23 protein-coding genes are annotated in these 22,998 nt (G+C 63.1%); 9 read left to right on the top strand and 14 right to left on the bottom strand.

What is annotated here, in order from left to right; all coding sequences use genetic code 11:
* Positions 1-13 precede the first annotated feature (13 nt).
* From glmM to NUH19_RS08055, 4 genes are all read right to left on the bottom strand, one after another.
* Positions 14-1,369 (bottom strand): phosphoglucosamine mutase, encoded by a 1,356-nt coding sequence (glmM, locus tag NUH19_RS08070; RefSeq protein WP_262316046.1) that lies wholly within the window; start codon positions 1,367-1,369, stop codon positions 14-16.
* Between the two features lie 27 nt (positions 1,370-1,396).
* Positions 1,397-2,479 (bottom strand): CdaR family protein, encoded by a 1,083-nt coding sequence (locus NUH19_RS08065; RefSeq protein ID WP_262316045.1) that lies wholly within the window; start codon positions 2,477-2,479, stop codon positions 1,397-1,399.
* A complete protein-coding gene (cdaA, locus tag NUH19_RS08060) occupies positions 2,476-3,321 on the bottom strand; it encodes a diadenylate cyclase CdaA (protein WP_262316044.1) in 846 nt (281 codons plus the stop codon). Before cdaA ends, NUH19_RS08065 begins: the two co-directional genes overlap by 4 nt.
* Positions 3,322-3,500: 179 nt before the next feature.
* Entirely contained in the window at positions 3,501-3,962 is a 462-nt protein-coding gene (locus NUH19_RS08055; protein ID WP_262316043.1) for a hypothetical protein, read from the bottom strand.
* A 300-nt stretch (positions 3,963-4,262) separates the two neighbouring features.
* Here NUH19_RS08055 and NUH19_RS08050 point away from each other — a divergent pair, with 300 nt between their 5' ends.
* Positions 4,263-7,049: a cation-translocating P-type ATPase gene (locus NUH19_RS08050; protein ID WP_262316042.1), complete on the top strand. Its 2,787-nt coding sequence runs from the start codon at positions 4,263-4,265 to the stop codon at positions 7,047-7,049.
* A 538-nt stretch (positions 7,050-7,587) separates the two neighbouring features.
* Here the strand turns inward: NUH19_RS08050 and NUH19_RS08045 are convergent.
* From NUH19_RS08045 to NUH19_RS08020, 6 genes are all read right to left on the bottom strand, one after another.
* Positions 7,588-8,520: a LacI family DNA-binding transcriptional regulator gene (locus NUH19_RS08045; RefSeq protein ID WP_262316041.1), complete on the bottom strand. Its 933-nt coding sequence runs from the start codon at positions 8,518-8,520 to the stop codon at positions 7,588-7,590.
* A gap of 94 nt (positions 8,521-8,614) precedes the next feature.
* Entirely contained in the window at positions 8,615-9,052 is a 438-nt protein-coding gene (locus NUH19_RS08040) for a PTS sugar transporter subunit IIA (protein ID WP_262316040.1), read from the bottom strand.
* Between the two features lie 282 nt (positions 9,053-9,334).
* On the bottom strand, positions 9,335-9,487 hold the full coding sequence (rpmG, locus tag NUH19_RS08035; protein WP_054718962.1) for a 50S ribosomal protein L33: 153 nt from the start codon (positions 9,485-9,487) through the stop codon (positions 9,335-9,337).
* Between the two features lie 102 nt (positions 9,488-9,589).
* Positions 9,590-10,138 (bottom strand): GNAT family protein, encoded by a 549-nt coding sequence (locus NUH19_RS08030; protein WP_262316039.1) that lies wholly within the window; start codon positions 10,136-10,138, stop codon positions 9,590-9,592.
* A 97-nt stretch (positions 10,139-10,235) separates the two neighbouring features.
* Positions 10,236-10,763, bottom strand: a complete 528-nt coding sequence (locus tag NUH19_RS08025) for a GNAT family N-acetyltransferase (RefSeq protein WP_262316038.1) — start codon at positions 10,761-10,763, stop codon at positions 10,236-10,238.
* Entirely contained in the window at positions 10,760-11,608 is an 849-nt protein-coding gene (locus NUH19_RS08020; protein WP_262316037.1) for an RluA family pseudouridine synthase, read from the bottom strand. Before NUH19_RS08020 ends, NUH19_RS08025 begins: the two co-directional genes overlap by 4 nt.
* A gap of 121 nt (positions 11,609-11,729) precedes the next feature.
* Between NUH19_RS08020 and NUH19_RS08015 the strand changes: the two genes are divergently transcribed.
* Positions 11,730-14,189 carry a TIM-barrel domain-containing protein gene (locus NUH19_RS08015; protein WP_262316036.1) on the top strand — a complete coding sequence of 820 codons (2,460 nt, stop codon included), beginning with the start codon at positions 11,730-11,732 and terminating at the stop codon, positions 14,187-14,189.
* A gap of 109 nt (positions 14,190-14,298) precedes the next feature.
* Here the strand turns inward: NUH19_RS08015 and NUH19_RS08010 are convergent, their stop codons facing one another.
* From NUH19_RS08010 to NUH19_RS08000, 3 genes are read right to left on the bottom strand one after another with little or no spacing between them, the layout of a single operon-like run.
* On the bottom strand, positions 14,299-14,589 hold the full coding sequence (locus NUH19_RS08010; protein ID WP_262316035.1) for a DUF1048 domain-containing protein: 291 nt from the start codon (positions 14,587-14,589) through the stop codon (positions 14,299-14,301).
* On the bottom strand, positions 14,586-14,942 hold the full coding sequence (locus NUH19_RS08005) for a DUF1048 domain-containing protein (RefSeq protein WP_262316034.1): 357 nt from the start codon (positions 14,940-14,942) through the stop codon (positions 14,586-14,588). Before NUH19_RS08005 ends, NUH19_RS08010 begins: the two co-directional genes overlap by 4 nt.
* Before the next feature lies 1 nt (position 14,943).
* On the bottom strand, positions 14,944-15,264 hold the full coding sequence (locus NUH19_RS08000) for a PadR family transcriptional regulator (protein ID WP_262316033.1): 321 nt from the start codon (positions 15,262-15,264) through the stop codon (positions 14,944-14,946).
* 125 nt (positions 15,265-15,389) lie between these two features.
* Between NUH19_RS08000 and NUH19_RS07995 the strand changes: the two genes are divergently transcribed.
* A complete protein-coding gene (locus NUH19_RS07995) occupies positions 15,390-16,169 on the top strand; it encodes an alpha/beta hydrolase (RefSeq protein WP_262316032.1) in 780 nt (259 codons plus the stop codon).
* Between the two features lie 62 nt (positions 16,170-16,231).
* On the opposite strand, the gene NUH19_RS07990 is transcribed toward NUH19_RS07995, so the two are convergent.
* Positions 16,232-16,810, bottom strand: coding sequence for a hypothetical protein (locus NUH19_RS07990; RefSeq protein ID WP_262316031.1), 579 nt, complete (start codon positions 16,808-16,810; stop codon positions 16,232-16,234).
* Positions 16,811-17,001: 191 nt separating this feature from the next.
* Between NUH19_RS07990 and NUH19_RS07985 the strand changes: the two genes are divergently transcribed.
* The 6 genes from NUH19_RS07985 to NUH19_RS07960 all read left to right on the top strand — a co-directional run bounded on the left by NUH19_RS07985 (position 17,002) and on the right by NUH19_RS07960 (position 22,943).
* Positions 17,002-17,391, top strand: coding sequence for a phage infection protein (locus tag NUH19_RS07985; RefSeq protein ID WP_262316030.1), 390 nt, complete (start codon positions 17,002-17,004; stop codon positions 17,389-17,391).
* A gap of 36 nt (positions 17,392-17,427) precedes the next feature.
* Positions 17,428-17,724 carry a hypothetical protein gene (locus tag NUH19_RS07980; protein ID WP_262316029.1) on the top strand — a complete coding sequence of 99 codons (297 nt, stop codon included), beginning with the start codon at positions 17,428-17,430 and terminating at the stop codon, positions 17,722-17,724.
* A gap of 208 nt (positions 17,725-17,932) precedes the next feature.
* Positions 17,933-18,943 carry a LacI family DNA-binding transcriptional regulator gene (locus NUH19_RS07975; RefSeq protein ID WP_338085552.1) on the top strand — a complete coding sequence of 337 codons (1,011 nt, stop codon included), beginning with the start codon at positions 17,933-17,935 and terminating at the stop codon, positions 18,941-18,943.
* A gap of 46 nt (positions 18,944-18,989) precedes the next feature.
* Complete coding sequence (locus NUH19_RS07970) at positions 18,990-20,156, top strand: galactokinase (RefSeq protein WP_262316028.1); 1,167 nt, start codon at positions 18,990-18,992, stop codon at positions 20,154-20,156.
* Between the two features lie 334 nt (positions 20,157-20,490).
* Entirely contained in the window at positions 20,491-21,486 is a 996-nt protein-coding gene (galE, locus tag NUH19_RS07965) for a UDP-glucose 4-epimerase GalE (protein WP_262316027.1), read from the top strand.
* Positions 21,483-22,943: a UDP-glucose--hexose-1-phosphate uridylyltransferase gene (locus NUH19_RS07960; RefSeq protein WP_262316026.1), complete on the top strand. Its 1,461-nt coding sequence runs from the start codon at positions 21,483-21,485 to the stop codon at positions 22,941-22,943. Before galE ends, NUH19_RS07960 begins: the two co-directional genes overlap by 4 nt.
* Positions 22,944-22,998: the final 55 nt, after the last annotated feature.

Here is a 22,998-nt window from a genome sequence, read left to right as displayed (position 1 = left end):
TCTTGCGGCTGGTTTAGCAGCCCATTTCCTGTTCCACGACGGCCGCAATTGAATCGACGTACTGGTCGACCAAGGCCTGCGTTTTGGCCTCGGCCATCACGCGCAGCAGGGCCTCGGTGCCGCTAGGGCGAACCAGCACCCGGCCGTCGCCGGCCATCTGGGCCTCGACGGTGTCGATGGCCTGCTGAATCGCCGGGTAGGACTGCCAGTTATTCTTGTCGGTCACCTTGATATTGACCAGCTTTTGCGGGTAGGTCGTCACCGGGGCGGCGAGTTCGGACAAAGGCTTGCCGGTTTGCTTCATCACGTTGAGCAGCTGAATGCCGGTCAGCATCCCGTCGCCGGTGTTGTGGTAATCGAACAGCACCACGTGACCGGACTGTTCGCCGCCGATGTTATAGCCGTGCTCGCGCATTTCCTCGACCACGTGGCGGTCACCGACCGCGGTTTGCACCGACTTCATGCCGTTGGCGGTCAGCGCCTTGTACATGCCGAGGTTGCTCATCACCGTGGTCACCACCGTGTCTTGCTTGAGCCGGCCGCGGGACTTCATGTAATTGCCTAGCACGAACATGATCTTGTCGCCGTCGACGATCTGCCCCTTTTCATCCACCGCGATGCAGCGGTCGCCATCGCCGTCGAAGGCCAGGCCGACCTGAGCGCCTTTTTCGACCACCAGCTTGGCCAAGGCCTGCGGGTGCGTCGAACCGACGCCCTTGTTGATGTTCAGGCCATCCGGGTGGGTCGCCATCAGGTCAAAATCGGTGTCGAGATCCGCGAAGAGCCGAGACACCAGGTTCGAGGTCGCGCCGTTGGCCGCGTCCAGGCAGACGTGAATGCCGGACAGGTCATCGGCCAGCGTCTGCTCCAGAAACTGGGTGTACTTCAAGGCGCCTTCCGGGTAGTCGGCGACGCTACCCAGGCCTTCGGCGGCCGGCCGCGGCAGGGTGTCCTCCGGTGCGTCCAGCAGCGCCTCGATTTCAAGCTCGGTTTCATCAGACAGCTTGTAGCCATCCGGGCCGAAGAACTTGATGCCGTTGTCGGCGGCCGGGTTGTGCGACGCCGAAATCTGAATGCCGGCGGCCGCGCTTTGCACCTTGATCAGGTAGGCCACGGCCGGCGTCGTGATCACGCCCAAGGACAGCACCTCGATGCCGACGGACAAAAGCCCGGCCGTCAGCGCCTGCGCGAGCATCTCCCCCGATGCCCGCGTGTCCCGGGCAACCAGGACCTTGGGCTTTTTCGCCCGGTCTTGGCTGTGCTGCGTCAGCACGTAGCCGCCGCAGCGGCCCAGCCGAAACGCGAGCTCGGGGCTCAGTTCCTGGTTCGCAATCCCGCGAACCCCATCGGTACCAAAATACTTCGTCATCGTTCATTTCCTCATTTCTTATCGGGTCTATTTGGCGGCGTCTGCGGCGCTGTCGGTGCTGCTATCTGAAGCGCTATCGGCGCTGCTTGCGCTACTGGTGCTGGCCGCGCTGCTGGCGCTTTCGGCCCCAGCCGCGTTGGTCGTGGCGGTCGGCGCCACCGTGATTTTCACCTTCACGGTTTGTGGGGCCGTGGCGACCAGCCTGGGCTCCACATCCACCAAGTTGATGGTCTTGGTCGTGGTTTGGCCGATGTCGGCCACGGTCACCGGCACGGTCAGCTTATCCAGCTTGGCCAGCGTCTCCTTGGCGCCGTAGACCGTCACGGACTTGGTGGTGGTGCTCAGCGTGTAGGCCAGGCCGCTGGTGCCCTTGCCTTCCTGAGACAAAGCCAGCGGCACCTTCTTGCTCGGCAGGCTGATCGGCAGCTTGACTTGCACCGTCTCCGGCGTCAACACGACGTTGACCGTGTTGCCGTTCTTGTCCAGCGCCTGAAGCAGCACGGTTTGCGCGACCGTTTTCTTGGTGTTGCGGGTCAGCGGCACGCTGGCCACAATCTGGTTGACCCGGTCGATTTCGCCCTTGCTGCCGGTCACCGAGACGGTTTCGGCACTCAGCTGCGGCGTGTCGACGCTGTAGCCCGGCGCCAGGCTGTCTTGGTTGTACTTGACCTGAATCGGCATGGTCTTGGTCTTGCGATCCGAGATGGTCACCTGGATGGTCTTGGGCTTGATGCTGTAAGTCAGGTCCTTGTTCAGCCCCTTGGTGGTCAGCGTGACGGTGTGCTTGCCCGGACCGAGCTTACGCAGGTTGGCGATCACCTGGAAGTTCATGGTGTTGGCCGTCATCGTCACCAGGCTGGTGCTGCCTTCAAGCGTCAGCGCCACCTTCTTGGGGTAGCCGGTGATGAAGTACTTGTCTGAATCGACGTTCAGCTGCAAGGTCACGTTCAAGGTTCGCTTGGTGGTGGCCGTGATCGCGTTGTGGCGGCTGGTGGTCGGCGTCAGGTCGTTGAGGTCCTCGGCGTGGACGTAGGCGAACAGCCCGACGGCCAAAAGCAGCGCCAAAAGCCGGTAAAACCAAGCGCTCTCCCAAAATTTGCTGAGTTTCATCGCTTGCCCCCCTTTTTGCGCGTCAGGCCGGTCCAGAAGCTGTTGAGCGGGTTGACCTTGGCCTCAGGTGCCGGCACCAGCTGCGCCGTCAAAAGCTTGAGGTAGTCCTCGCGGGTGAGGTCGCGAATCAGGTGGTTGTTGTTGGTCACCGTCACGCCGCCGGTTTCCTCGGACACCACGATGGTCAACGCGTCGGTCACCTCGGAGATGCCGACCGCCGCGCGGTGCCGGGTCCCAAGCTCCTTGGGAATCAGGTTGCTTTCGGACAACGGCAGGTAGGCCGCCGCCACCGCGATGCGGTTGTCGCGGATGATCACCGCGCCGTCGTGCAGCGGGGTGTTGGGAATGAAAATGTTGATCAACAGCTCCCCGGACACATCCGCGTCCAGCGGAATCCCGGTTTCGATATAGTCCTCAAGCCCGGTGTTTTGCTGAATCGAGATCAACGCCCCGATGCGGCGCTTGCTCATGTACTGAATCGCCTTGTCCAGCTCCTTGACCATGCGCGTCTCAACGTCGTGCTGGTCGTTGCGGGTCCACGGCAGCACCGAGCCGCGTCCCAGGTGTTCCAGGCCACGCCGAATCTCGGGCTGAAAAATGATCACCAACGCCGGCACCGACCACGTGATGATCAGGTCGATGATGTAGCCGACCGTCTGCAGGTGCAAGATCACGGCCACCAGCTTGATGACGGCGATCACAAAGACCCCCTTGAGCAGCTGAACAGCCTTGGTCCCGCGAATCAGCACGATCAGCCGGTAGACCACGTACCAGACGACCAGAACGTCAAGCAGGTTGGCGAGCGTCGACCAATGAAGTAGATTGGTCCAAAAATCCTGCATAGCCTTACCTCCAATTCCAATGCCTGCCGCAGATGCGGCAGCCAAACTCGTGTTACTAATTATTATACCACGCCGACCCAGCGGAATTGAGGCGCGACGGATTAATCTGACGCCACGCCAAAACGGCGCCGCCTCCCGCACGGGAAGGTGGCGCCGCGTCTTTCGCTTCATCTGGTCGCTCACAGTTCGGGCGGCCCCAGCGGCCGGGCCCGGGCGTTGAACTCGCTGACCAACAGCTTGACCGTCAGCTCCTGCTCCGCTGCGCGGATCACGTACAAAAACAGCTCCTGGTCCAGGCGCCGGGCCTGTTGGATCTCGATCACCGCACCGCTTGGCAACAGCCGCGGCTTCACCCCGCCGACCTTGGCCCCGAGCGGCCGCAGCAGCTGCCAGTGCGGGTAAATCCAGCACGGCTGGGCCAAAAAGCGCTGGCTGTCCACCAGCCGGGCCCCGGCGGCCAGCTTTTGCCAGGCCACCTCCGCGCTGCCGGCCCAAGGCGTGAGGATGCGCTGCGGCGCCTCCAGCGCTTCTTGAGCGGCCGTGGTGAACACCACCCCGGGGGCAATGCTGGTCGGCCACGCCAGGCCTTGGTACGTCAGCGTCACCGGAATCTCGCGGTGTGCCACCCATAAATTCGTCATGCTTTCACCTCCAATGCCCATCGGCGACCCGACAGGCCATGCCTCAAGAATAACGGCAGAACATATAAAACACGAGAATTTAGCTTGTGATTTTTTATTCTCTAAATTTATAACATGATTCGACTTCTTTTCACCGGCCACCGCGCGCGTCACCGCGCCCAAAATCGGCGACAACCGCGCGAAATTATCCTAAAGATTGTGCTGCCGATACCCCAATGCGTTAGAATACGGGTAAACAGACAACTGTGCGACACGCACAGCCGCGACCCAGTGGGGCGTCTCGAAAGGAAAGTGTGACGAATGGACGAAACAGACAAGCGAACGCAATTCGCCAAGGCGGATGCCGCCACGGTGCTGCACAACCTGGACACCCAGGCGACCGGGCTGAGCGATCAGGCGGCGCAGACGCGGCTGGCCCGCTTTGGCCACAACACGATTCAAAAGGGCCAAAGCCAGCCGCAGTGGCGCGTTTTTTTGAAGAACTTCGCCAGCTTGATGGCCATCCTGCTGTGGGTCTCCGGCATCATCGCGATGCTGTCGGGGACCGTCGAGCTAGGCATCGCCATCTGGCTGGTCAATGTGATCAACGGCTTGTTCAGCTACTGGCAGGAACGCGCGGCCAAAAAGGCGACCGACTCGCTGATGGCGATGCTGCCGACCTATGTTCAGGTCTACCGCAACGGCAAGCTTCAGCAGCTCGACGCGACGCTTTTGGTGCCAGGCGACGTCTTTGCGCTGCAAGCCGGCAACGCCGTCCCGGTCGACGCCAGGCTGCTTGAAGCGTCCTCGCTTCAGGTCGACCAAAGCGCGTTGACCGGTGAGTCGGTGCCGGAGTCTAAGTTCGTTCGCTACGAACCCGGCAGCGGCGAGTTCGCGGAGTCCAACCTGGTGTACGCTGGCACCACCGTCGGCGCCGGCACCGGCACCGCGGTCGCTTACGCCACCGGCATGCACACCGAGTTCGGCAAGATTGCGGCGCTGACGCAAAATCAGACCAAGGTCCAAAGCCCCCTGACCCGCGAGCTCAACCGCCTGACCAAGCAGATTTCTTTGATCGCCATCGGCATCGGCATCGCCTTTTTCCTGGCGGCGATTTTCTTTGTCAAGTACCCGGCCGCCAAGGCGTTCATCTTCGCCTTGGGCATGATTGTCGCCTTCATTCCCGAGGGGCTGCTGCCGACGGTCACCCTCAGCCTGGCGCAAGGCGTCCAGCGCATGGCCAAGAAACACGCGCTGGTCAAGGACCTCAACTCGGTGGAGACGCTGGGTGAAACCACGGTGATCTGCTCGGACAAAACCGGCACCCTGACGCAAAACCAGATGACGGTCAATTACGTCTGGACCCGCAACCAGACCTTCAAGGTGACCGGTCAGGGCTACGTCAACAACGGCCGCGTCCTGGCCGCCGGCAAGCCCATCGCCTTTGACGCCGATCCCGACCTCAAGCGCGTGGTCCAGGTGGTCGCGATGAACAACGACACCACGGTGACCCCGGCGCAAGACGGCGGCAAGCCCAAGATTTTGGGCACCCCGACCGAGGCGGCGCTGGTGATTTTGGCCCAAAAGGCCGGCTTCGACCCGGCGCTTGCGGCCAAGGCCGCCCCACGGGTCAAGGAGTTTCCCTTCGATTCCGAACGCAAGCGCATGTGTACCGTTCACGCGCCACAAAGCGGCGACTTGGTGGCCTGCGTGAAGGGCTCGCTGTCGGACCTGCTGCCGCAGTGTGACCGCATCCAGGTGGCCGGCACCGTGCGGGCGTTGACGGCAGATGACCGCCGCGCGATTAACGCCGCCAACGAGAAGTACGCGGCGCTTGGGCTGCGTAGCCTGGCCGCCGCCTACCGCACCCTGCCGCGCGAGGCCGACGAGCCGGCGCAACTGGCCGCCTTGACCATCCAGACCGCCGAAAGCGGCTTGGTCTTCGTCGGCTTGACCGTGATGGCCGACCCGCCGCGGCCGGAAATCTACGACGCCGTGGCCAAGTGCCACGCCGCCAACATCAAGATCATCATGGTGACCGGCGACTCGACTTTGACCGCTAAGTCGATCGCCGTCAAAATCGGCCTGACCAGCCAAAACGCCAGGGTGGTCACCGGCACCGAGCTGGACGCGATGAGCGAATCCGCGCTGCAAGACGCCTTGAAGGGGGAGATCATTTTCGCCCGGGTCGCGCCGGAGCAGAAGTACAAAATCGTCTCGACCCTGCAGCAAAATGGCGAAATCGTCGCCTCGACCGGCGACGGCGTCAACGACGCCCCGGCGCTCAAGAAGGCCGACATCGGCGTGGCGATGGGTGTGACCGGCACCGACGTCGCCAAGGACGCCGCCGACATGATCTTGACCGACGACAACTTCGCCTCGATCGTCGCGGCGATTGAGGAGGGCCGCACCGTTTACGCCAACCTGCAGAAGTTCTTGACCTACATCCTGACCAGCAACGTGCCGGAGGCCATTCCAAGCGTCTTGTTCCTGTTCTCGCGGGGGCTGATTCCGCTACCGATGACCGTGATGCAGATTCTGACCGTCGATCTGGGCACCGACATGCTGCCGGCGCTTGGGCTGGGTGCCGAAAAGGCGGAGCCCGGCATCATGCACCAGCCGCCGCGCAAGCGCTCCGCTCACCTGCTGAGTCGCCGCGTGATGTGGACCGCCTTCGCCTGGTACGGGCTTTTGGCCAGCGCCATTTCGACCTTCGCCTACTTCTTCGTCAACCTGCAAAACGGCTGGCCGCAAACGGCGCTGGCGGCCGGCGGCGTGACCTACGCCAAAGCCACGACCATGGTGCTCGGCGCCATCGTCTTCTCGCAGATCGCCAACGCCTTGAACTGCCGCACCAAGCAGGCCTCGGTCATTCGCTCCGGGCTGTTCGCCAACCGCCGGATCTGGTACGGCATCGCGTTTGAAATCGCCTTGTTCTTCGTGTTGACCGTCACCCCGGGGCTGCAAGGGCTCTTCAACACCACGCCCCTGGGTCTTGCCGACTGGGCCTTTCTGTGCGTGATTCCCTTCCCGCTGTTCGGCCTCGAGGAGGCCCGCAAGGCCTGGGTGCGGCGGCGCCAGCGCCAAGCCGCGGCCCAATCAGACTAATCGCCAAAGACGCCCTGGGTTTGGCACCCAAGGCGTCTTTTGGCGTCCAGACGAAAATTCTGCCGTCCAGACGAAAAGCCGCCGCAGGCTGAACCTGCGGCGGCCGCGCCGAAGCCAGCGCGAGGCAAAACACGCGCTGGCCCTGGCCTTGAACTGGTTGGTTGCCTGAGTTGGCGGTTCTCGCACCGCAGCGACCGATTCCTCGGCCACTTAGCGGCAAGCTCCCTGTCAGTCGGTACCGCAGCTACCTCGCAAGCGAGTAGGCACCGGACTATGCGGCAGGAAGATGGTGGTCCACACCCTGGTGGTCGGTCCCAATCGGAGGGGACCGTTGCACGAAAACGTCGGCGTTGTTGCCTGGTTTGGCATGGCATGAGTGGGGTACTGGGAATGCTTATGTCCCGGACCGTTCCCCATAGACGGTGGTCGCGCTGCGGCTGTGATCAAAGCCGCCGCCCCGTCCTAAGATAATCATCTGATAGTAGTGTAAGCCCTGCCAATTCGGCCGTCAACTTTCAAGCTCGCCCTTTTGTCAGGCTCACCGCACGATGAAGTCGGCCGGCACCACCACCGACTGATCGCGCTTGCCAATCGCCAGCTCAAGCGCCGCGCGGCCGACGCGCTTGAAGTGGTGGTCGATTGACGGCAGCCCCAAAAGCTGGCCCGAAAGTTGATTCTCCTGGCCCATCAGCCCCGGCACCGGCAGGTTGTGATCCAGGTAGTGTTGCCGCACCCCGGCGGCGATGTCGTCGCCGTTGGCGAACACGAAGTCGGCCTTGGCCTGCGCGAAAAAGGCCCCGGCGGCCACCCCATCCGCGTAGGTCATCGAATCCACCCAGCACAGCGCCGGGTCCGGGGCCGCGCCGAACACGCGGGTGTAGGCGGCGACGATCGCTTGGGCCGTCGCGCTGACCGCGGTGCCGCGCGGCAGCATCACCCCGACGCGGTGAAAACCGCGGCGCCGAATCCAGTGCAGCGCATCGTCGTAGCTGCGGCCGCGGTCGGTGTAGGCGGCCGGCAGGGCCACCTGTCCCGGGTCTTGGCAGACCACGACCGGCCCGAACGCGAGGTACGGCACCATCGCGGCCAGGCTCAGCTGATGCGACGTGAAGATCAGCCCGTCGTAGGCCTTGCGCCGCAGCTGCTCCAACGCGTCTTGTTCGACTTGCGCGTCGTAGTGCGACGGCAGGAGCACCACGTTGTAGCCGTTGGCAAAGGCCGCATCCATGATGCCGACCGTCAAGTCGGTGAAATACGGATGCGAAAATCGCGGCAACACCACGCCGATGGTCCGGGTGCTGCCGCGGCTGAGGTCCCGCGCGACGTCGTTAGGGACGTAATCGAGCTCCTTGATCACCGCCTCGATCGCCGCCTTCACCGCCGGCTTGACGTAAGGCTTGTGGTTGAGCACCCGCGACACCGTTGCCACCGAGTAGCCGCTTTTTCTTGCCACATCACGAATTGTTGCCATGACTTCTCCTCCCGGCTGTTACCTTCTTCAGTGTACCAAAACGGCCGGGCTTCTGCTCAGAAGGCGAGTGAGCAAAAACTGCGGCCAGGGAGAGTTAAAGCAGCGTGGCGTTCAGGCGGTTCAAAGCCGAAGCGTTGGATTTCAGCGTGCCAAGCGTGCCTTTTTGAGCGACCAGCTTGGCGACCGCCGGGGCAGCCACGGTCTCGTAGTCGCTGCCGTCGGGGATGACCAAAACCAGTGCGTAGTCGACCGGCGTGCTGGCCTCACTCCACTGCACCGCCTCCCGGAAGGTGATCAAAAGTGACTGCGGCCGGGTCAGCTGATCGGAGGTCGCGTGCATGACCACCACGCGGTCGGCCACAATCTGCGAGCCGGCCACCTCGCTGGCGATGAGGCTCGACTTGACCGCCTGGCGATCCAGGTTCAGCCGGTCGGCGACAACCGCCGCGACAGCGTTCAGGGCGTCAAGCTCGACGGCATTATCCAAGGGCAGGTCAACAACCGCGTGCTTCTTAGCAAACAATGTGAACATAATAATCCCTCCATAATGGACTGAGCAGTGTTTCCAACTGCAGGTCGGCGCGCCCCTCACCTGCAAAATCAGTGTATTCTGTGAAACGCGTTTCAGGTCAAGCGTTCCAGCAAAAAAAGTTTTCAGAACTTTTGAGCGCTGAATCGGCGCAGCAAATCGCCCGCAGATTCGGCCAAGAAAACCCGTCCACAGCGCCCCGCTCCGCTCTGGGACGCAAACAGGGCACCGCAGACAATGTCTGCGGTGCCCTGTCGGTTAGTCGCTACGGCCGTAAGCGACGAACTACTTCTTAACTTCGGTGAAGGTCACACGCTTACGCAACTTTGGAGAGTACTTCTTCAAAGAAAGACGATCAGGCGTGTTACGCTTGTTCTTAGAAGTCAGATAGATTCGTTCGCCGGTTTCGGCGCAAGCAAGAAGAATGTTATCACGCATCTTACTTTCACCTCCCCTTTCAAGAATTACTAACTTTACTAGCATACAGGATTTCGCCGGAAAGTCAAGCACAAATCCTTGTCACCCGTCTGTCTCGCGCGATCAGACGCTCAGGGTGATCTTGCCGATGCCTTGTTCGGCGTCCATCACAGTCACCGCGAAGCCGAACTTCTCGAACAGGTGCGTCAGCTTGGCGAAGTTGTCGCGGTCAAAGGAGCTCAGGTTGCCGTCGATGGTCTTGACGCCCGCCTTTTTGGCCAGGTTGATGAACGCCTTGAGGGCAAGCGTCGCCAGACCCATGTTCTGGAAGTCGTAAAAGGCCAGGCGGCTTTCGGAACCCAGGGTCTCAAGCACGGTGATGTGCATCGTGGCCTGCCAGCGGTTCAGGTCGAACAGCAGCTGGGACTGGAAGTCGGCCTTGGAGTGGCCGTACTTGTCGACGTTTTCGAACGGGGTGTACACGCTGACGGTGAAGCTGTTGCGCTTTTTGTCCTCGAGTTTGTAATCGGTGTAGACGATGTACTGGGTGGCCTTCGTCTCCCCGTCGGCTTGCGGCCGGTTCATGCTGGACAAGATCGTGAACTGGGGATCCTTTTCGATGGCGGCAAGCCGCTTGGCGTACACCTGATCATACTCTGTCTGCGAGCTCATTGTGAAACCTCCACATATAATGTTGGTTTCATTATAGCATTAACTCGGCCATGCCACGAGTAATCTTTTAAAAATGAAAAGAAAAAAATATTTTACATCACATTACGGCATTTTCGTTTTCATTTTTCAAATTCAAGACGAACACATCCTCCGCCTCCGGCCGCCCCAAAAGCGCGTCCGGCTGGGCCGGCAGCCGGTCCTGACAGGTGAAACCCAGCCGCCGCAGCAGGCCGGCGGAACGCTGGTTGCTGACCGCGACGAAGGCGTAGACCTGCCCGGTGCCGCTGCGGCGCAGCTGGGCCAGCACCTGAGTCAAGGCGGCGGTCATCAACCCCTGCCCCCAGTAAGCACGGGCCAAGGCGTAACCCAGCTCGCGGTCCGGGGCGTCCGGCCCGGTCGCCGCCCGGGCGTAAACGCCGACTTGGCCGACCACCTGGCCGTCATGCACCACCGCCAGTACCTCCGGGGCGTGAGCCAGCCGGGCCTGGGCCGCGGCCAGGTCCGAAACCGGTAGCAGACCGGCCGGAACGCTTACCGCCGGGTCGCCGGCGTAAGCCAAAAAGGCCGCGGCATCGGTCGGCGCAATCGGCCGCAGCGTGACCGCCGGCAGCTGTCGCGCCGTCATGAAAGCCCCTCGGGCCAATCCGCCGGCAGCGGCAGGCTCAGGTCGTGACGTTCGGCCGTGAACGGGTCGGTGAAGGTCAGGTCGCTGGCCTGCAGCAGCTGGTGCGGCCAGGCGGCAGCAGCCTGGCCGTACAGCGGATCACCGACCACCGGGTGGTCAATCGCGGCCAAATGAGCGCGAATCTGATGGGTGCGGCCGGTGTGAAGCGTCAAGGCGACCAGGCTCTGCGGCCCCGGCGTTAGCACCCGGTAATCGGTGACCGCCGCCTGGCCGGCCGGCGTCACCACGCGGTGAATGCCGTCTTCGGCCTTGCCCAGCGGCAGGTCGATCACGCCGGTCGCCGGTTCTGGGGTGCCGACCACCACCGCCTTGTAGCGCTTGGTCACCGTCGCCTCGTCCAAAAGGCTTTGCGCGAACACGTGCTTGGCCACCAGCACCAGCCCCGTGGTGTCGCGATCCAGCCGCGTCATGATGGCCGGCTGGGGCCCGTCGATGCCCTCACTCGCCAGGTAGGCGGCGACGTAATTCAGCAGGCTTTCGGTCGGGTGGCTGGGGCCTGGCACGCTGTTAAGGCCGGCCGGCTTGTTGACCACCAGCCAGTTGTCAAGCTCGAGCACCACGGTGAGCGGACCTGGGGTCGCTGCGACGCCGTCACTCGGTGGCAGCTCGAAGCGAACCTTGGCGGCCTTGGCCACGCGCTCGTTGACGCTGGTCTGGCGCCGCCCCAGCCAGATGGTGTGGGCGTCGGCCAGGCGCTTGTAGAGGCGCCAGCTAACCCCGTTGGCCGCCAGCAGGCGCTTGACGGTTGTTTCTCTTGGTGCCGTGAATTCGAATTGATAGTTCATGCTTCACCTCCGCTGACTCGATTATACCCAAAACCCCGCGGCTTTGCCGGCCTTTTGCGCCGTCTCGCGAGCAAAAACCCGGCGGCTGCGTTATAGTAGGGAAAACGCAGGAGGCAACACTATGATTGAAGATCCCAACGCCTTGGGACCCCTCACGCTAACGGCCGGGGCCCTGTACTTCGATTACCACGGCTGGCATGCTCGCCTGACCGCGGTCAACGACCACCTGGTTCGCCTGACCGTCACCGCCGAATCGACCTGGCCGGTTCACCCAAGCATCCCCGTCGCGCCGGAGGTGACCAAACACGCCGACGAAACCATCGCTACCGGTGGCTCCGGCCAGCGCTTCCAAGCCCCCATCGTGACGGCCACGGCCACCACGCCGCTGACGCTGGTCGACGGCGGCGTGACGCTGGGCGACTACCGCCTGATGCCAAGCGACGGCCATCTGACCGTGCAGCGCGGCGAAGACGTCGTCTGCACCCTGTTTTTGCCGCAGCTGAGCGAGACGGCCTGGACCGCGCGCATTCGCACGGCGCCTTCGGCCAACTACTTCGGCGGCGGCATGCAAAACGGCCGCGTCAACCTGAACGGCCAGCTGATTCAGATCAAAAACGAGAACCGCTGGACCAAAGGCGGCGTGACCACACCGGTGCCCTTTTACTGGGCGACCACGGGCTACGGGCTGTTGGTCAACTCGTTCACGCCGGGCGAGTACGACTTCGCCGATCCGCGAGCCGGCGCCTACCTGACCCATTCGGACCCAATTTTTGACGCCTACCTAATCCTGGCGCAGACCCCCGCCGGCCTGATTCACGGCTACCACGAACTGACCGGCGACCCAGCGCTGCCGCCGGCCTTCACCTTCTACCCGGCCCACTTCAACGCCTACAACCGCGACTACTGGGTGCCGGTTACAAAAGACTCCGCCGGGGCGATTCGCTTCGCCGACGGGCGGTGGTACAAGGAGTACCAGCCGATTCGCAAGGAGACCTTCAACACCGGCTTTCGCGCCGGCACCATCACCGTCGCCGGCGTGACCCTGGTCCCCAACGTACCGGGTAGCGGCCACGTCACCTTCACCGAACCCGACGCTGACAGAATGCCGCGCCGCGCCTTTCGCGAATCGCTCAACGGCGAGCACAACCGCCAGTTCTCCGCCCGAGCGGTGCTGGACCGCTACCGCGACAACGGCCTGCCGCTGGGCTGGTTCATCCCCAACGACGGCTACGGCGCCGGCTACGGCCAAACCGAGAGCCTGGCAGGCGACCTCGAAAACCTCGCGGCGTTTCGCGATTACGCCGCAGGCCACGGTGTGACCACCGGCCTGTGGACCCAGGCGACCTTGACGCCCAAGGACCCGGCCGCCCCGCAAAAAGGCGAGCGTGATTTCGCCCGTGAGCTGGGCGCCGGGGTCCGGGCGATCAAAACCGACGTCGCCTGGGTCGGTGAGGGCTACACTTTCGGCCTCAACGCCGGCGCCAAGGCCGCGGCCGAGTTCACCAAGCGCAAGCTCCGGCCGGCCATCGTCACGCTCGACGGCTGGGCCGGCTCGCAACGCACCGCCATCACCTGGACCGGCGATCAGGCGGGATCGGACTGGGTCAACCTCGCCGCTCACATCGGCTCGTACCTCTCAGCCGGCCTGTCGGGGCTTGCCAACGTCGCAAGCGACGTCGACGGCATCTACGCCGGCAGCAATCCGGTGATTCAGACCCGCGACCTGCAGTGGAAGGCCTTCACGCCGCACTTTTTTGCCATGGACGGTTGGGGTGATCAGCCTAAGCTGATGGGCATGCAGCTGGGCGACCCCTACCTTGCGATCAACCGCGCCTTTTTGCTGTACCACACGCAGCTGGTGCCTTACCTCTACAGCCTGGCCGCCGCGGCGCAGCAAACCGGGGCGCCGGTTTTGCGCCCGACCTTTTGGGCCGAGGCGACCGCCTACACGCAAAGCGCCGCGCTTGAGGACCAGTTTCTGGTCGGCGACGACTTGCTGGTCGCCCCGATTGTCAACGCCTATGGCCGCACCGCTGGCGGTAGCCTGCGCGACCACCTGTACCTGCCGGCCGGCACCTGGTACGACTTTTGGACCGGTGCGACCCTCACCGGCGGTCGCACCCTGCACGATCTGGCCACGCCGCTGAGCCGGCTGCCGCTGTTCGTGCGGGAAGGCGCGATTTTGCCGCTGACGCCGCCGCACCTCACACCGGCTCAGCGGCGTGCGGACCGGATCATCGACTGGACCCCGGGTGTTGGCCGCTTCACCCTGGTGGAAGACGACGGCCAAAGCACCGCCGACGCGGCCGGTGAGCAGGCCCGGACGCTTCTGGCCGGCACCGAGCACCGGCTGGTCATTCACCCCACCACCGGCCGCTTCGCCGGCCAGCAGGAGCAAGTCGCCTTGACCTTGTTCATCGCCGGGGCCACCACCGCAACGGTAACCGTCGACGGCCGACCCGTCGCCGTCGCGCCGCAGGTCGGACCACGGCCGAACGACGTACTGCACCGAAGCGCAAGCGGCCTGCTCCTCGACCTGGGTCGCCAATCGATTCGCAGCACAGTTGTCGTCACGCTGTAACCCAACGCCAAAACAGGCTTGCCGGACAGGCCGGCCCGATTGACAACAGCCAATGCTGCTGTTGTCAATCGGGCCGCCTGGGGGCAAGCCTGTTTGTGTGATTGGGTCGTCAGCGGTAGTACTTGGCGAAGGTGGCCGCCTCGCTTGCTTCAATCAGGCGGTCGGCAAAGGCCGCGACATCCGGGCCGGTCACCGCCAGCACATCCTGTTTGGCCGCCGCACCGTCTTCAAACAGCGCCAGGATGTCGTCGAGCAGCGAAACCTGGGCGTTCCAGGCGATCGGGCCGACCTTGAACAAGTACTTTTGCAGCTCGCGGTAGACGACTTCGTAATCGTGCGGCAGCGCGGATACCGCCGCCACGTGGTCGCGCCACGCTTTTTTCTCCTGCCAGACACTCATGGCTGTCGCCTCCCCAGCTTCTTGTACACCGCGGCGTTGAGTTGGCGGCGCCAGCGGTCCTGCACGTTGGTCGCGCCGCTTGCGGCCCCGACCGAATCGGCAAAATCGGCGATGTCCGGCCCCAGCGCCTCTTGGACGCTGAGGCCATCTGCTGCGGCCTCTTCCATCATGTCCACAATGCCGGCCAGAATCGGCATCAGGTTGCGGCCGGTGAAGTCGGCTCGCGCCATCACCGTCTGATTGATAATCTGCCAGGCCGCCTGGTAATCCGACGGCAGCAAGGCGACCCGGGCGGCAAAGGCTGCCATCTGCCGGGTCATGTCGTTGCCGGTGATGCGGTCCCAAAAATTCATCTCACTGCCCCCTCAGCTGGCTGACGGTGGCGGCCAGGTGGTCCCACCGCTGCCAAAAATCGGCCAGGTACTGCCGCCCCGCGTCGTTGAGGGCGTAAAACTTGCGCATCGGCCCCCTGGCAGACTGGCGCCGCGTCACGCTCAGCAGGCCTTTTTTCTCCAGCCGCAGCAGCACCGTGTACACCGTGCCTTCGACAATGTCGTCGAGGCCGTGGTCGACCAGGTACTGCGTGATCTCGTAGCCGTATGTCTCGCCGCGGCTGATGCGTTCCAAAATGATGCCGTCAAGGGCCCCCTTGAGCAGCTCGGTCGAGCCGTTCATCTCATCGCCTGCTTTCTTCCGTTGTGATTCCTGGTACATTATATTACTTAGTAGTCGGCTTATCAAGGCGGTTTGACGCTGGGCAGCCCATGGGCTATGGTGAGCGTGAGACTGGAGGTACCCACATGCAACAGACTGAAATTCCTTACGGCCAAGGTCCGCTTCAACGCGCGGATTTCTACCTGCCGGTTCATCCCAACCAGGCGGCCATCGTTTTTGTTCACGGCGGTGGCTGGTTTCGCGGCGACAAAAGCCGCGAGGTGGCGCTGGGGCAGACGCTGGCCGCGGCCGGTTACCTGGTCGCCATCCCCAATTACCGCCTCGCGCCGGCCGCCTTGTTCCCCACCGCCCAGGAAGACCTCGGCGCCTTCTTGGCGTGGCTTGCGGCCAGCCCCTGGGCCTTTGACCGCTCCCGCGTCGGGCTGCTGGGGGCCAGCGCCGGTGGCACCATGGCGCTTTTGCAAAGCCAGGTCAGCGGCCAGCCCGTCGTCGCCTGGTCGGCGCTGGTCGACTTTGCCGACTGGTTGGCCCACCACCGCGCCGTTCAGCCCAGCCCGGATGCAGCCACAGCGCTTGGCTTGCACGACCCGTCGGCGATTCACGCGGCCTTTTACAAGTACGTGGTGACGACTTACCTCGGCACCGTCACCCCGCCGCGGCTGGCCGCCCTCACGCCGCAAGCCGGCACCGACTCGGCCTTGGGCCCCGCGCTGCTGTTCAACTCGGCCGCCGAGCTGGTGCCGCTCGCCGGCCCCAAGCGCTTCGTCGCCCGGGCCCAGGCGGCCGGCCACGCCGTCGCCTTGCAAGTGGTCCCCGGCACCGCCCATGCCCGACACTACACCGATCAGGCGCTGCCAGCCACGCTGGCCTTTTTCGCCCGGCACCTGCTGGCGCCAAATCCCTGACCCAACGCCAAACGGTGGCGACCCCCTGTAATTGGGAGTCGCCACCGTTTTGGGGTATCGAGTTATCGCGCGACGCGCGTCAGGGTCAGCGGTGCGGACGCCCCGGTTTGCCAGGCCAGTTGGCCGGCCTTCAGGGTCAAAAACAAAGGATCGGCCGCCTTGGCCGGAATGAACACGTAGCCGTTGGCCTGCTTAACCGCCCGGTAGCCGGTGGTGATGGGCGCCACGCCCGGCTGCGCCACCGTCAGCCGCTTGGCCGTCAGCGTGATGGTCACGCTGGTGCTGCGCCACTTGCCGTAGTAAGCCGCAAGCCCGGTGGCCTGGCGGGACTTGGTCGCCACGGTCTGCTCGGTCGCCTTAGTCTGCTCAGTCGCGGCGGTCTTCTTGGCTGCCTTAGTTCGCGCGGTCGCCACTGTCTTCTTGGCTGCCTTAGTCTGCTTAGCCGCGGCGGTCTTCTTGGCTGCCGCAGCCTGCTTGGTTGCCCGAGACTTCTTGGCTGCCGGCGCCTGCTTGCCGGTCTTAGCCGCCTTGCTGGTGACCGCGACACCGGCCGCAGCGGTATCGGTTTGGGTCTGCGCCTGACCCAAAACCCAGGTGCCAACGCCCAGCGTCACCAACCCGATCATTAACCACTTTTTCATCACGATCACTCCTTTGCCTTTGTTACAGCCAGTATAGCACGGCGACACGTTTTTGTAATCTTCTTGTCACATTCTTAACGAATGGCCGGTAGATTGCGGCCGTTTAAACGCCGATTTGTTACAAAGTCATTTCTCCGTCGCAAATACGAACGTATGTTTGTATAATTGAGGCAGCGAAGGGAGGGAGGACGATGACCCAAAGCCATCAGCAGGACGCCCGGGCAATCGCCCGGTTTTTCGCCCATGATTACCGCGACCGCGGCATGCTCAAGTGGCAGGGTTTTTACCTGTCGGATCACACGGCGGCCTTGAATAAGGCCCAGGCCGCGGCCGCCAACCGGCCACAGTCCTTGCCGCTGCAGGATCAGGCCACCGTGCGGGAGGCGCTGGCTCAGGCCATGGCAACCGGCGAGTCCGTCACCTGCCAGCTAGAGGCCGTCGATGCCGATCACGCCGTGCAGGCGCCGTTCAGCGGCAAGGTTCGCGGCTACACGGCCGACGACGGCGTGTGGATTGGGGGCCACCACGTGATGATCGCCGAGCTGCGTCACGTGACGCGGTTGGGTTTTGCCGTCAATTAGTGTACACTACGCCTAAACCCTACGAGGAGGTCCGAGATGACTCTGATTGCAATCCTGATCGACGGGCTGGCCGCGGCCGGCTACCACGTGCAGGCCACCGCCGGCATGCACCTGGCCGGCACCGTGTTTCAAGGCGTCTTGACGCTGGTACTTTTGGTGATGACGTTCAGCTACAAGGGTAAGCGGCTCGGGTGGTTCAACTTCAGCACCTGGGCGCATAACTTCACCTTCCGCTACGCCATCATCATTCTGTCGCTGCTGGTCAACGCCGTCTTGCTGTTCGCCTACGTGCTGAACGTGACCGGGCAAAACACCACGCTGCTGTTTCGCTAAACAATCGCCGCAACCGGCCAATCACCGGTTGCGGTTTTTTGTTGGCCAAAATTTAGTAAAACTTTCAATCCGGCTAACATCCTCATCAGGCCGGCAATCCGGTCGTCCATACCACCTCAAATCGTCTAAAGTTTAGTAAATTTATCCTTCACTTTTCCCCGGAAATTTAGTAAACTGTCCTCGAAGGTGAGCGGCGGTCTGCCGCCGCCTGGCTTGGAAAGGAGGGGTCGCCATCGCCACCCTGAAAGATATCGCAAAGGCCGCCCATGTCAGCGCCGCAACCGTGTCGCGGGTGCTGAATGCCGACACGTCACTGGCAGTCAGTCCGGATACTCGCCGGCGCATTTTCGCCGCGGCCGAGGCGCTGAACTACACGAAGCATCAGCGCCGGACCGTTCCCGCGGCCAGCACCATCGGACTGGTGCAGTGGTACTCCGAGGCCGCCGAAACCAACGACCTGTACTACCGCGCCATTCGCTGGGGCGTTGAGACCCAGCTGGAGGCCGACGGATTCCAGATTGCCCATGTGTTCGCCAAGGACGCGCTGCCCAGCGACACGCTGGCCGGGCTGATTGCCATCGGCAAATACTCACCGGCCCAGCTGGCCAACTTCAAGGCTCAGTCCAAGCCGCTGGTCATCGTCGACCAAGACACCCTCGCCCAAGAGATCAGCTGCGTCACCACCAGCTTCGGCGATCCGGTGGACAAAATCATCCAGCACTTCCTGGCCGCTGGCCACCACCGCATCGGCATGATCGCTGGGACCGAGCAAACCACCGACGGCGTGGCGCTGAGCGACGCGCGACTGGCCGCCTTCAAGCAGGCCATGCGCCGCCGGGCCACGCTGGACGAGTCGCTGATTTACCCCGGTGCCTTCACCATCGAAGGCGGCTACCAGACCATGACCGCGGTGATTGAAGAGCTCGGGGCCGCCTTGCCCCACGCCTTTTTCGTCGCCAGCGACACCATGGCAATCGGGGCCATCAAGGCGCTTCAGGAACACCACATTCAGGTGCCTGAGCAGGTCAGCATCATCGGCTTCAACGACTTGGCCGTTGGCCGCTACATCAGCCCGAGCCTGAGCACGGTGCAGGTGGCGACCCAGCTGATGGGCATGAACGCCGCCCGATTGCTCAAAGATCAGCTGGACGGCCTGGCCACCGCCCCGGAGCGCATCACCTTGGGCAGCCAGCTTTTGCTGCGCGACAGCAGCGATTAATTCGGTTATCAACTTTAAAAACCGCACCACACTAAGGAGGAGCATCATGGATACACAGGAACTTCGCACCGGCTTCACCGGCGCCTTTGGCCACGCCCCGACCCACACGTACTTTGCGCCGGGCCGCATCAACCTGATTGGCGAACACACCGACTACAACGGCGGTCATGTTTTCCCTTGCGCCATCAGCCTCGGCACTTACGCCGCGGTGGGGCCTAACACGGACAACAGCTTCCGCCTGTTTTCCGCCAACTTCCCGGATGCCGGGACCAAGACCATCGCCCTGGCCGACCTGTTCAGCGCCAAGGACGGCAGCTGGACCGATTACTTCAAGGGCATGGCCCAGGTCCTGCAGGCCGCAGGGGCCAACTTCACCACCGGGCTTGACGTCTACATTAAGGGCAACCTGCCCAACGCGTCCGGCCTGTCGTCATCCGCTTCGCTGGAGCTGTTGACCGGGATTATTTTGAAGGCAACCTACAACCTGCCGGTCAGCATGCTGGACCTGATCAAAAACGGCCAGAAGGTGGAAAAACAGTACATCGGCGTCAACTCCGGCATCATGGACCAATTCGCCATCGGCATGGGCCAAAAGAACCGCGCGACGCTGCTGGACACCAACACCCTGGAATACGAATCGCTGCCGCTCGACATGGGCGACAACGTGGTCGTGATCATGAACACCAACAAGCGCCGCGAGCTGGCCGATTCCAAGTACAACGAGCGCCGCAGCGAGTGCGAAGAGGCCCTGCGCCGCCTGCAGACGCGCCTGGACATCAAGAGCCTGGGCGACCTGTCGATCAACGAATTCGACCAAAACACCTACCTGATCTACGACGAGACCCTAATTCGCCGGGCTCGCCACGCGGTGTTCGAGAATCAACGAACCCTGCAGGCCGCCGCGGCCCTCAAGGCCGGTGACCTGGCCAGCTTCGGCCGCCTGATGTCGGCCTCCGGCGTCTCCTTGGCCTACGACTACGAGGTCACCGGCCTCGAGCTCGACACGCTGGTTCAAAACGCGCTGAAGCAAGCCGGCGTCCTCGGGGCTCGCATGACCGGTGCCGGCTTTGGCGGCTGCGCCATCGCCTTGGTCAACAAGGCGGCCGTGCCGGCCTTCACCGAAGCGGTCGGCGCCGCCTACCTGAAGGCGGTTGGCTACCAGGCCGACTTCTACGTCGCCGAAATCGCCGACGGACCACGCCAGCTGGACTAGCGACGCGCTTGCTGCCGCAACGCGAGCGCCGCTAGCTGGCACCGCCATTGAGGCCTAACCCCCCCTTTTTGGCGGCGCCGCGTGACCGGTCCCGCTAAGGTCGCGGCGCCTCGCGCTCTCATAATGGGCTCCCCCGGCCGCCACTGCGGCCTGCTTGCCGCTAGGCTTAACCCGCTTCGGGTCGCCCTCTCTCTTAAACGGGCTCCTCCTAGGCACCGCCACTGCGGCCTGCTTGCCACGAGTCGTGAAGCACAACCCGCTTCCAGCCCCGCGCCAGCGCTGGCCGAGTGGCTTAACCCGCCTCGGGTCGCCCTCTCTTGAAAGGAGATTTCTCATGACTATTGCTGTTTTAGGCGGGGCCGGTTACATCGGCTCCCACACGGTTGCGCAACTGATCAAGCACGGCGAAGACGTCGTGGTACTCGATAACCTCATCACCGGCCACCGCAAGGCCGTTGACCCGAAGGCCCGGTTTTACCAGGGCGACATTCGCGATTACAAGTTTTTGAGCAGCGTTTTTTCCAAGGAAAAAATCGACGGCGTCATCCACTTCGCGGCCTTCTCCATCGTGCCCGAGTCGATGAAGGACCCGCTGAAGTACTTCGACAACAACACCTCCGGCATGATCACGCTGCTTGAGGCGATGAAGCAGTTCGGCATCAACAAGATTGTCTTCTCCTCCACCGCCGCCACTTACGGCGAGCCCAAGCAGATTCCAATCAAGGAAACTGACCCGCAGATTCCCACCAACCCTTACGGCGAATCGAAGCTGGCGATGGAAAAAATCATCCACTGGGCCGATGTCGCCTACGGTATCCACTTCGTCGCACTGCGCTACTTCAACGTCGCCGGTGCCATGCCGGACGGCTCGATTGGCGAAGATCACCACCCGGAGACCCACCTGATTCCAATCATTTTGCAGGTGGCCGCGGGGACCCGTGACGGCCTTCAGATCTTCGGCGATGACTACCCGACCAAGGACGGCACCAACGTTCGCGATTACGTCCACGTCGTCGACCTGGCCGACGCCCACATTCTGGCGATGGACTACCTGAAGGCCGGCAAGCCAAGCGACGCCTTCAACCTAGGCTCCGCCACCGGCTTTTCCAACCTGCAGATTCTCGAAGCCGCGCGGAAGGTGACCGGCAAGGCCATCCCGGCCACCATCGGGCCACGCCGCGCCGGCGACCCAAGCACCCTGATCGCCGCCTCCGACAAGGCCCGGACGGTGCTCGGCTGGAAGCCGAACTACGATAACGTTGAGGCCATCATCAAGACGGCCTGGAACTGGCACGAAAGCAAGCCGGAAGGATTCGGTGACAAGATTTGACCGCTGTTGAACACCAACTAGACTTCATTTTGAAGCACAACCCGGATTACACCGAGCTGGACCGTGTTTTCCTCAAAAACCGCGTGTTGGCGTTGGTCGGCGACGCGGCGGCAGATTTTCCAGGGGCTCCGGATCCCCTGGCTAACCTGGACGCCTTGGTCGAGGCTGCCGTTCAAAACGGCAGCTGCGCCAACACCGCGGCCGCCAAGCAAATTCTTGAGGCCGAGCTGATGGCCCTGGCCACCCCACGGCCAAGCGCCGTGAACGCGACGTTTTGGGCGCAGTACCAGCAGTCGCCGCAAAGCGCCACGGACTGGTTCTTCAACCTCAGCCGCGCCAACAACTACATCCAGACCCGCGCGATTGCCAAGAACATCAAGTTCCCGGCTCACACGGACTACGGCGACTTGGAGATCACCATCAACCTCTCCAAGCCGGAAAAAGACCCCAAGGACATCGCGGCGGCGGCCAAGGCCCAAAGCTTCGGCTACCCGGCCTGCCAGCTCTGCCTTCAAAACGAGGGCTACCGCGGTCGGGCCAACTACCCGGCTCGCGGCAACCACCGCATCATCCGCTTCAGCTTGGGCGGGGCGACCTGGGGCTTTCAGTACTCGCCTTACGCCTACTTCAACGAACACGCGATTTTCCTCGACGCCGTGCATGAGCCGATGCACATCAACCAGCAGACCTTCACCAACCTGCTGGACATTGTGACGATGCTGCCGCACTACTTCGTCGGTAGCAACGCCGACCTGCCAATCGTCGGCGGCTCGATGCTGTCGCACGAGCACTACCAAGGCGGCCGCCACACCTTCGCCATGGCGGTGGCCCCAGTGGAGAAAACGCTGAGCCTGCCGGGCTTTCCGGCCGTCACCGCCGGCCGCGTCAAGTGGCCGATGAGCGTCATTCGCCTGACCGCAAGCGATCGCGGCCAGCTGGCCGCCGCGGCCGAGCACATCCGCGCGACCTGGGCGACCTACAGCGACGAAAGTGTCGACGTTCGCGCCGTCACCGACGGTACCCCGCACCACACCGTCACGCCGATTGCGCGGCGCGTCGATCAGGACTACCAGCTCGACTTAGTGCTGCGCGACAACCAAACCAGCGCGGCCTATCCCGATGGCATTTTCCATCCCCACCAGGACGTCCAGCACATCAAAAAAGAGAACATCGGCCTAATCGAAGTGATGGGACTGGCCGTTTTGCCGGCCCGGCTGCGCCTTGAGCTGCAGGAGGTCAAGAAGTTTCTGCTGGGCCAGCCCAACACCATGGCGGAGGCTCACCGGCCATGGGCGACGCAGCTGCAGCAGGCCTTCGCCTGGACCCCGACCAACGCCGACGACCTGCTGAACCAGGCCGTGGGCAAGGTCTTCGCTCGGGTCCTGGAAGACGCCGGCGTGTTCAAGCGCGATGTGACCGGCCAGGCGGCGTTCGACCGCTTCTGCGCAAGCCTGTAGCCTAACCGCGTTACGACCGAGCTCGCAGGACGCATTGACGCCGCGGCCGCGGCGT

Origin of the sequence: Lacticaseibacillus parakribbianus, from assembly GCF_025490915.1 — a bacterium.
GTDB lineage: Bacteria > Bacillota > Bacilli > Lactobacillales > Lactobacillaceae > Lacticaseibacillus > Lacticaseibacillus parakribbianus.
The sequence above is the reverse complement of the archived record's forward strand: the minus strand, read 5'-3'. Positions and strand labels throughout refer to the sequence as shown.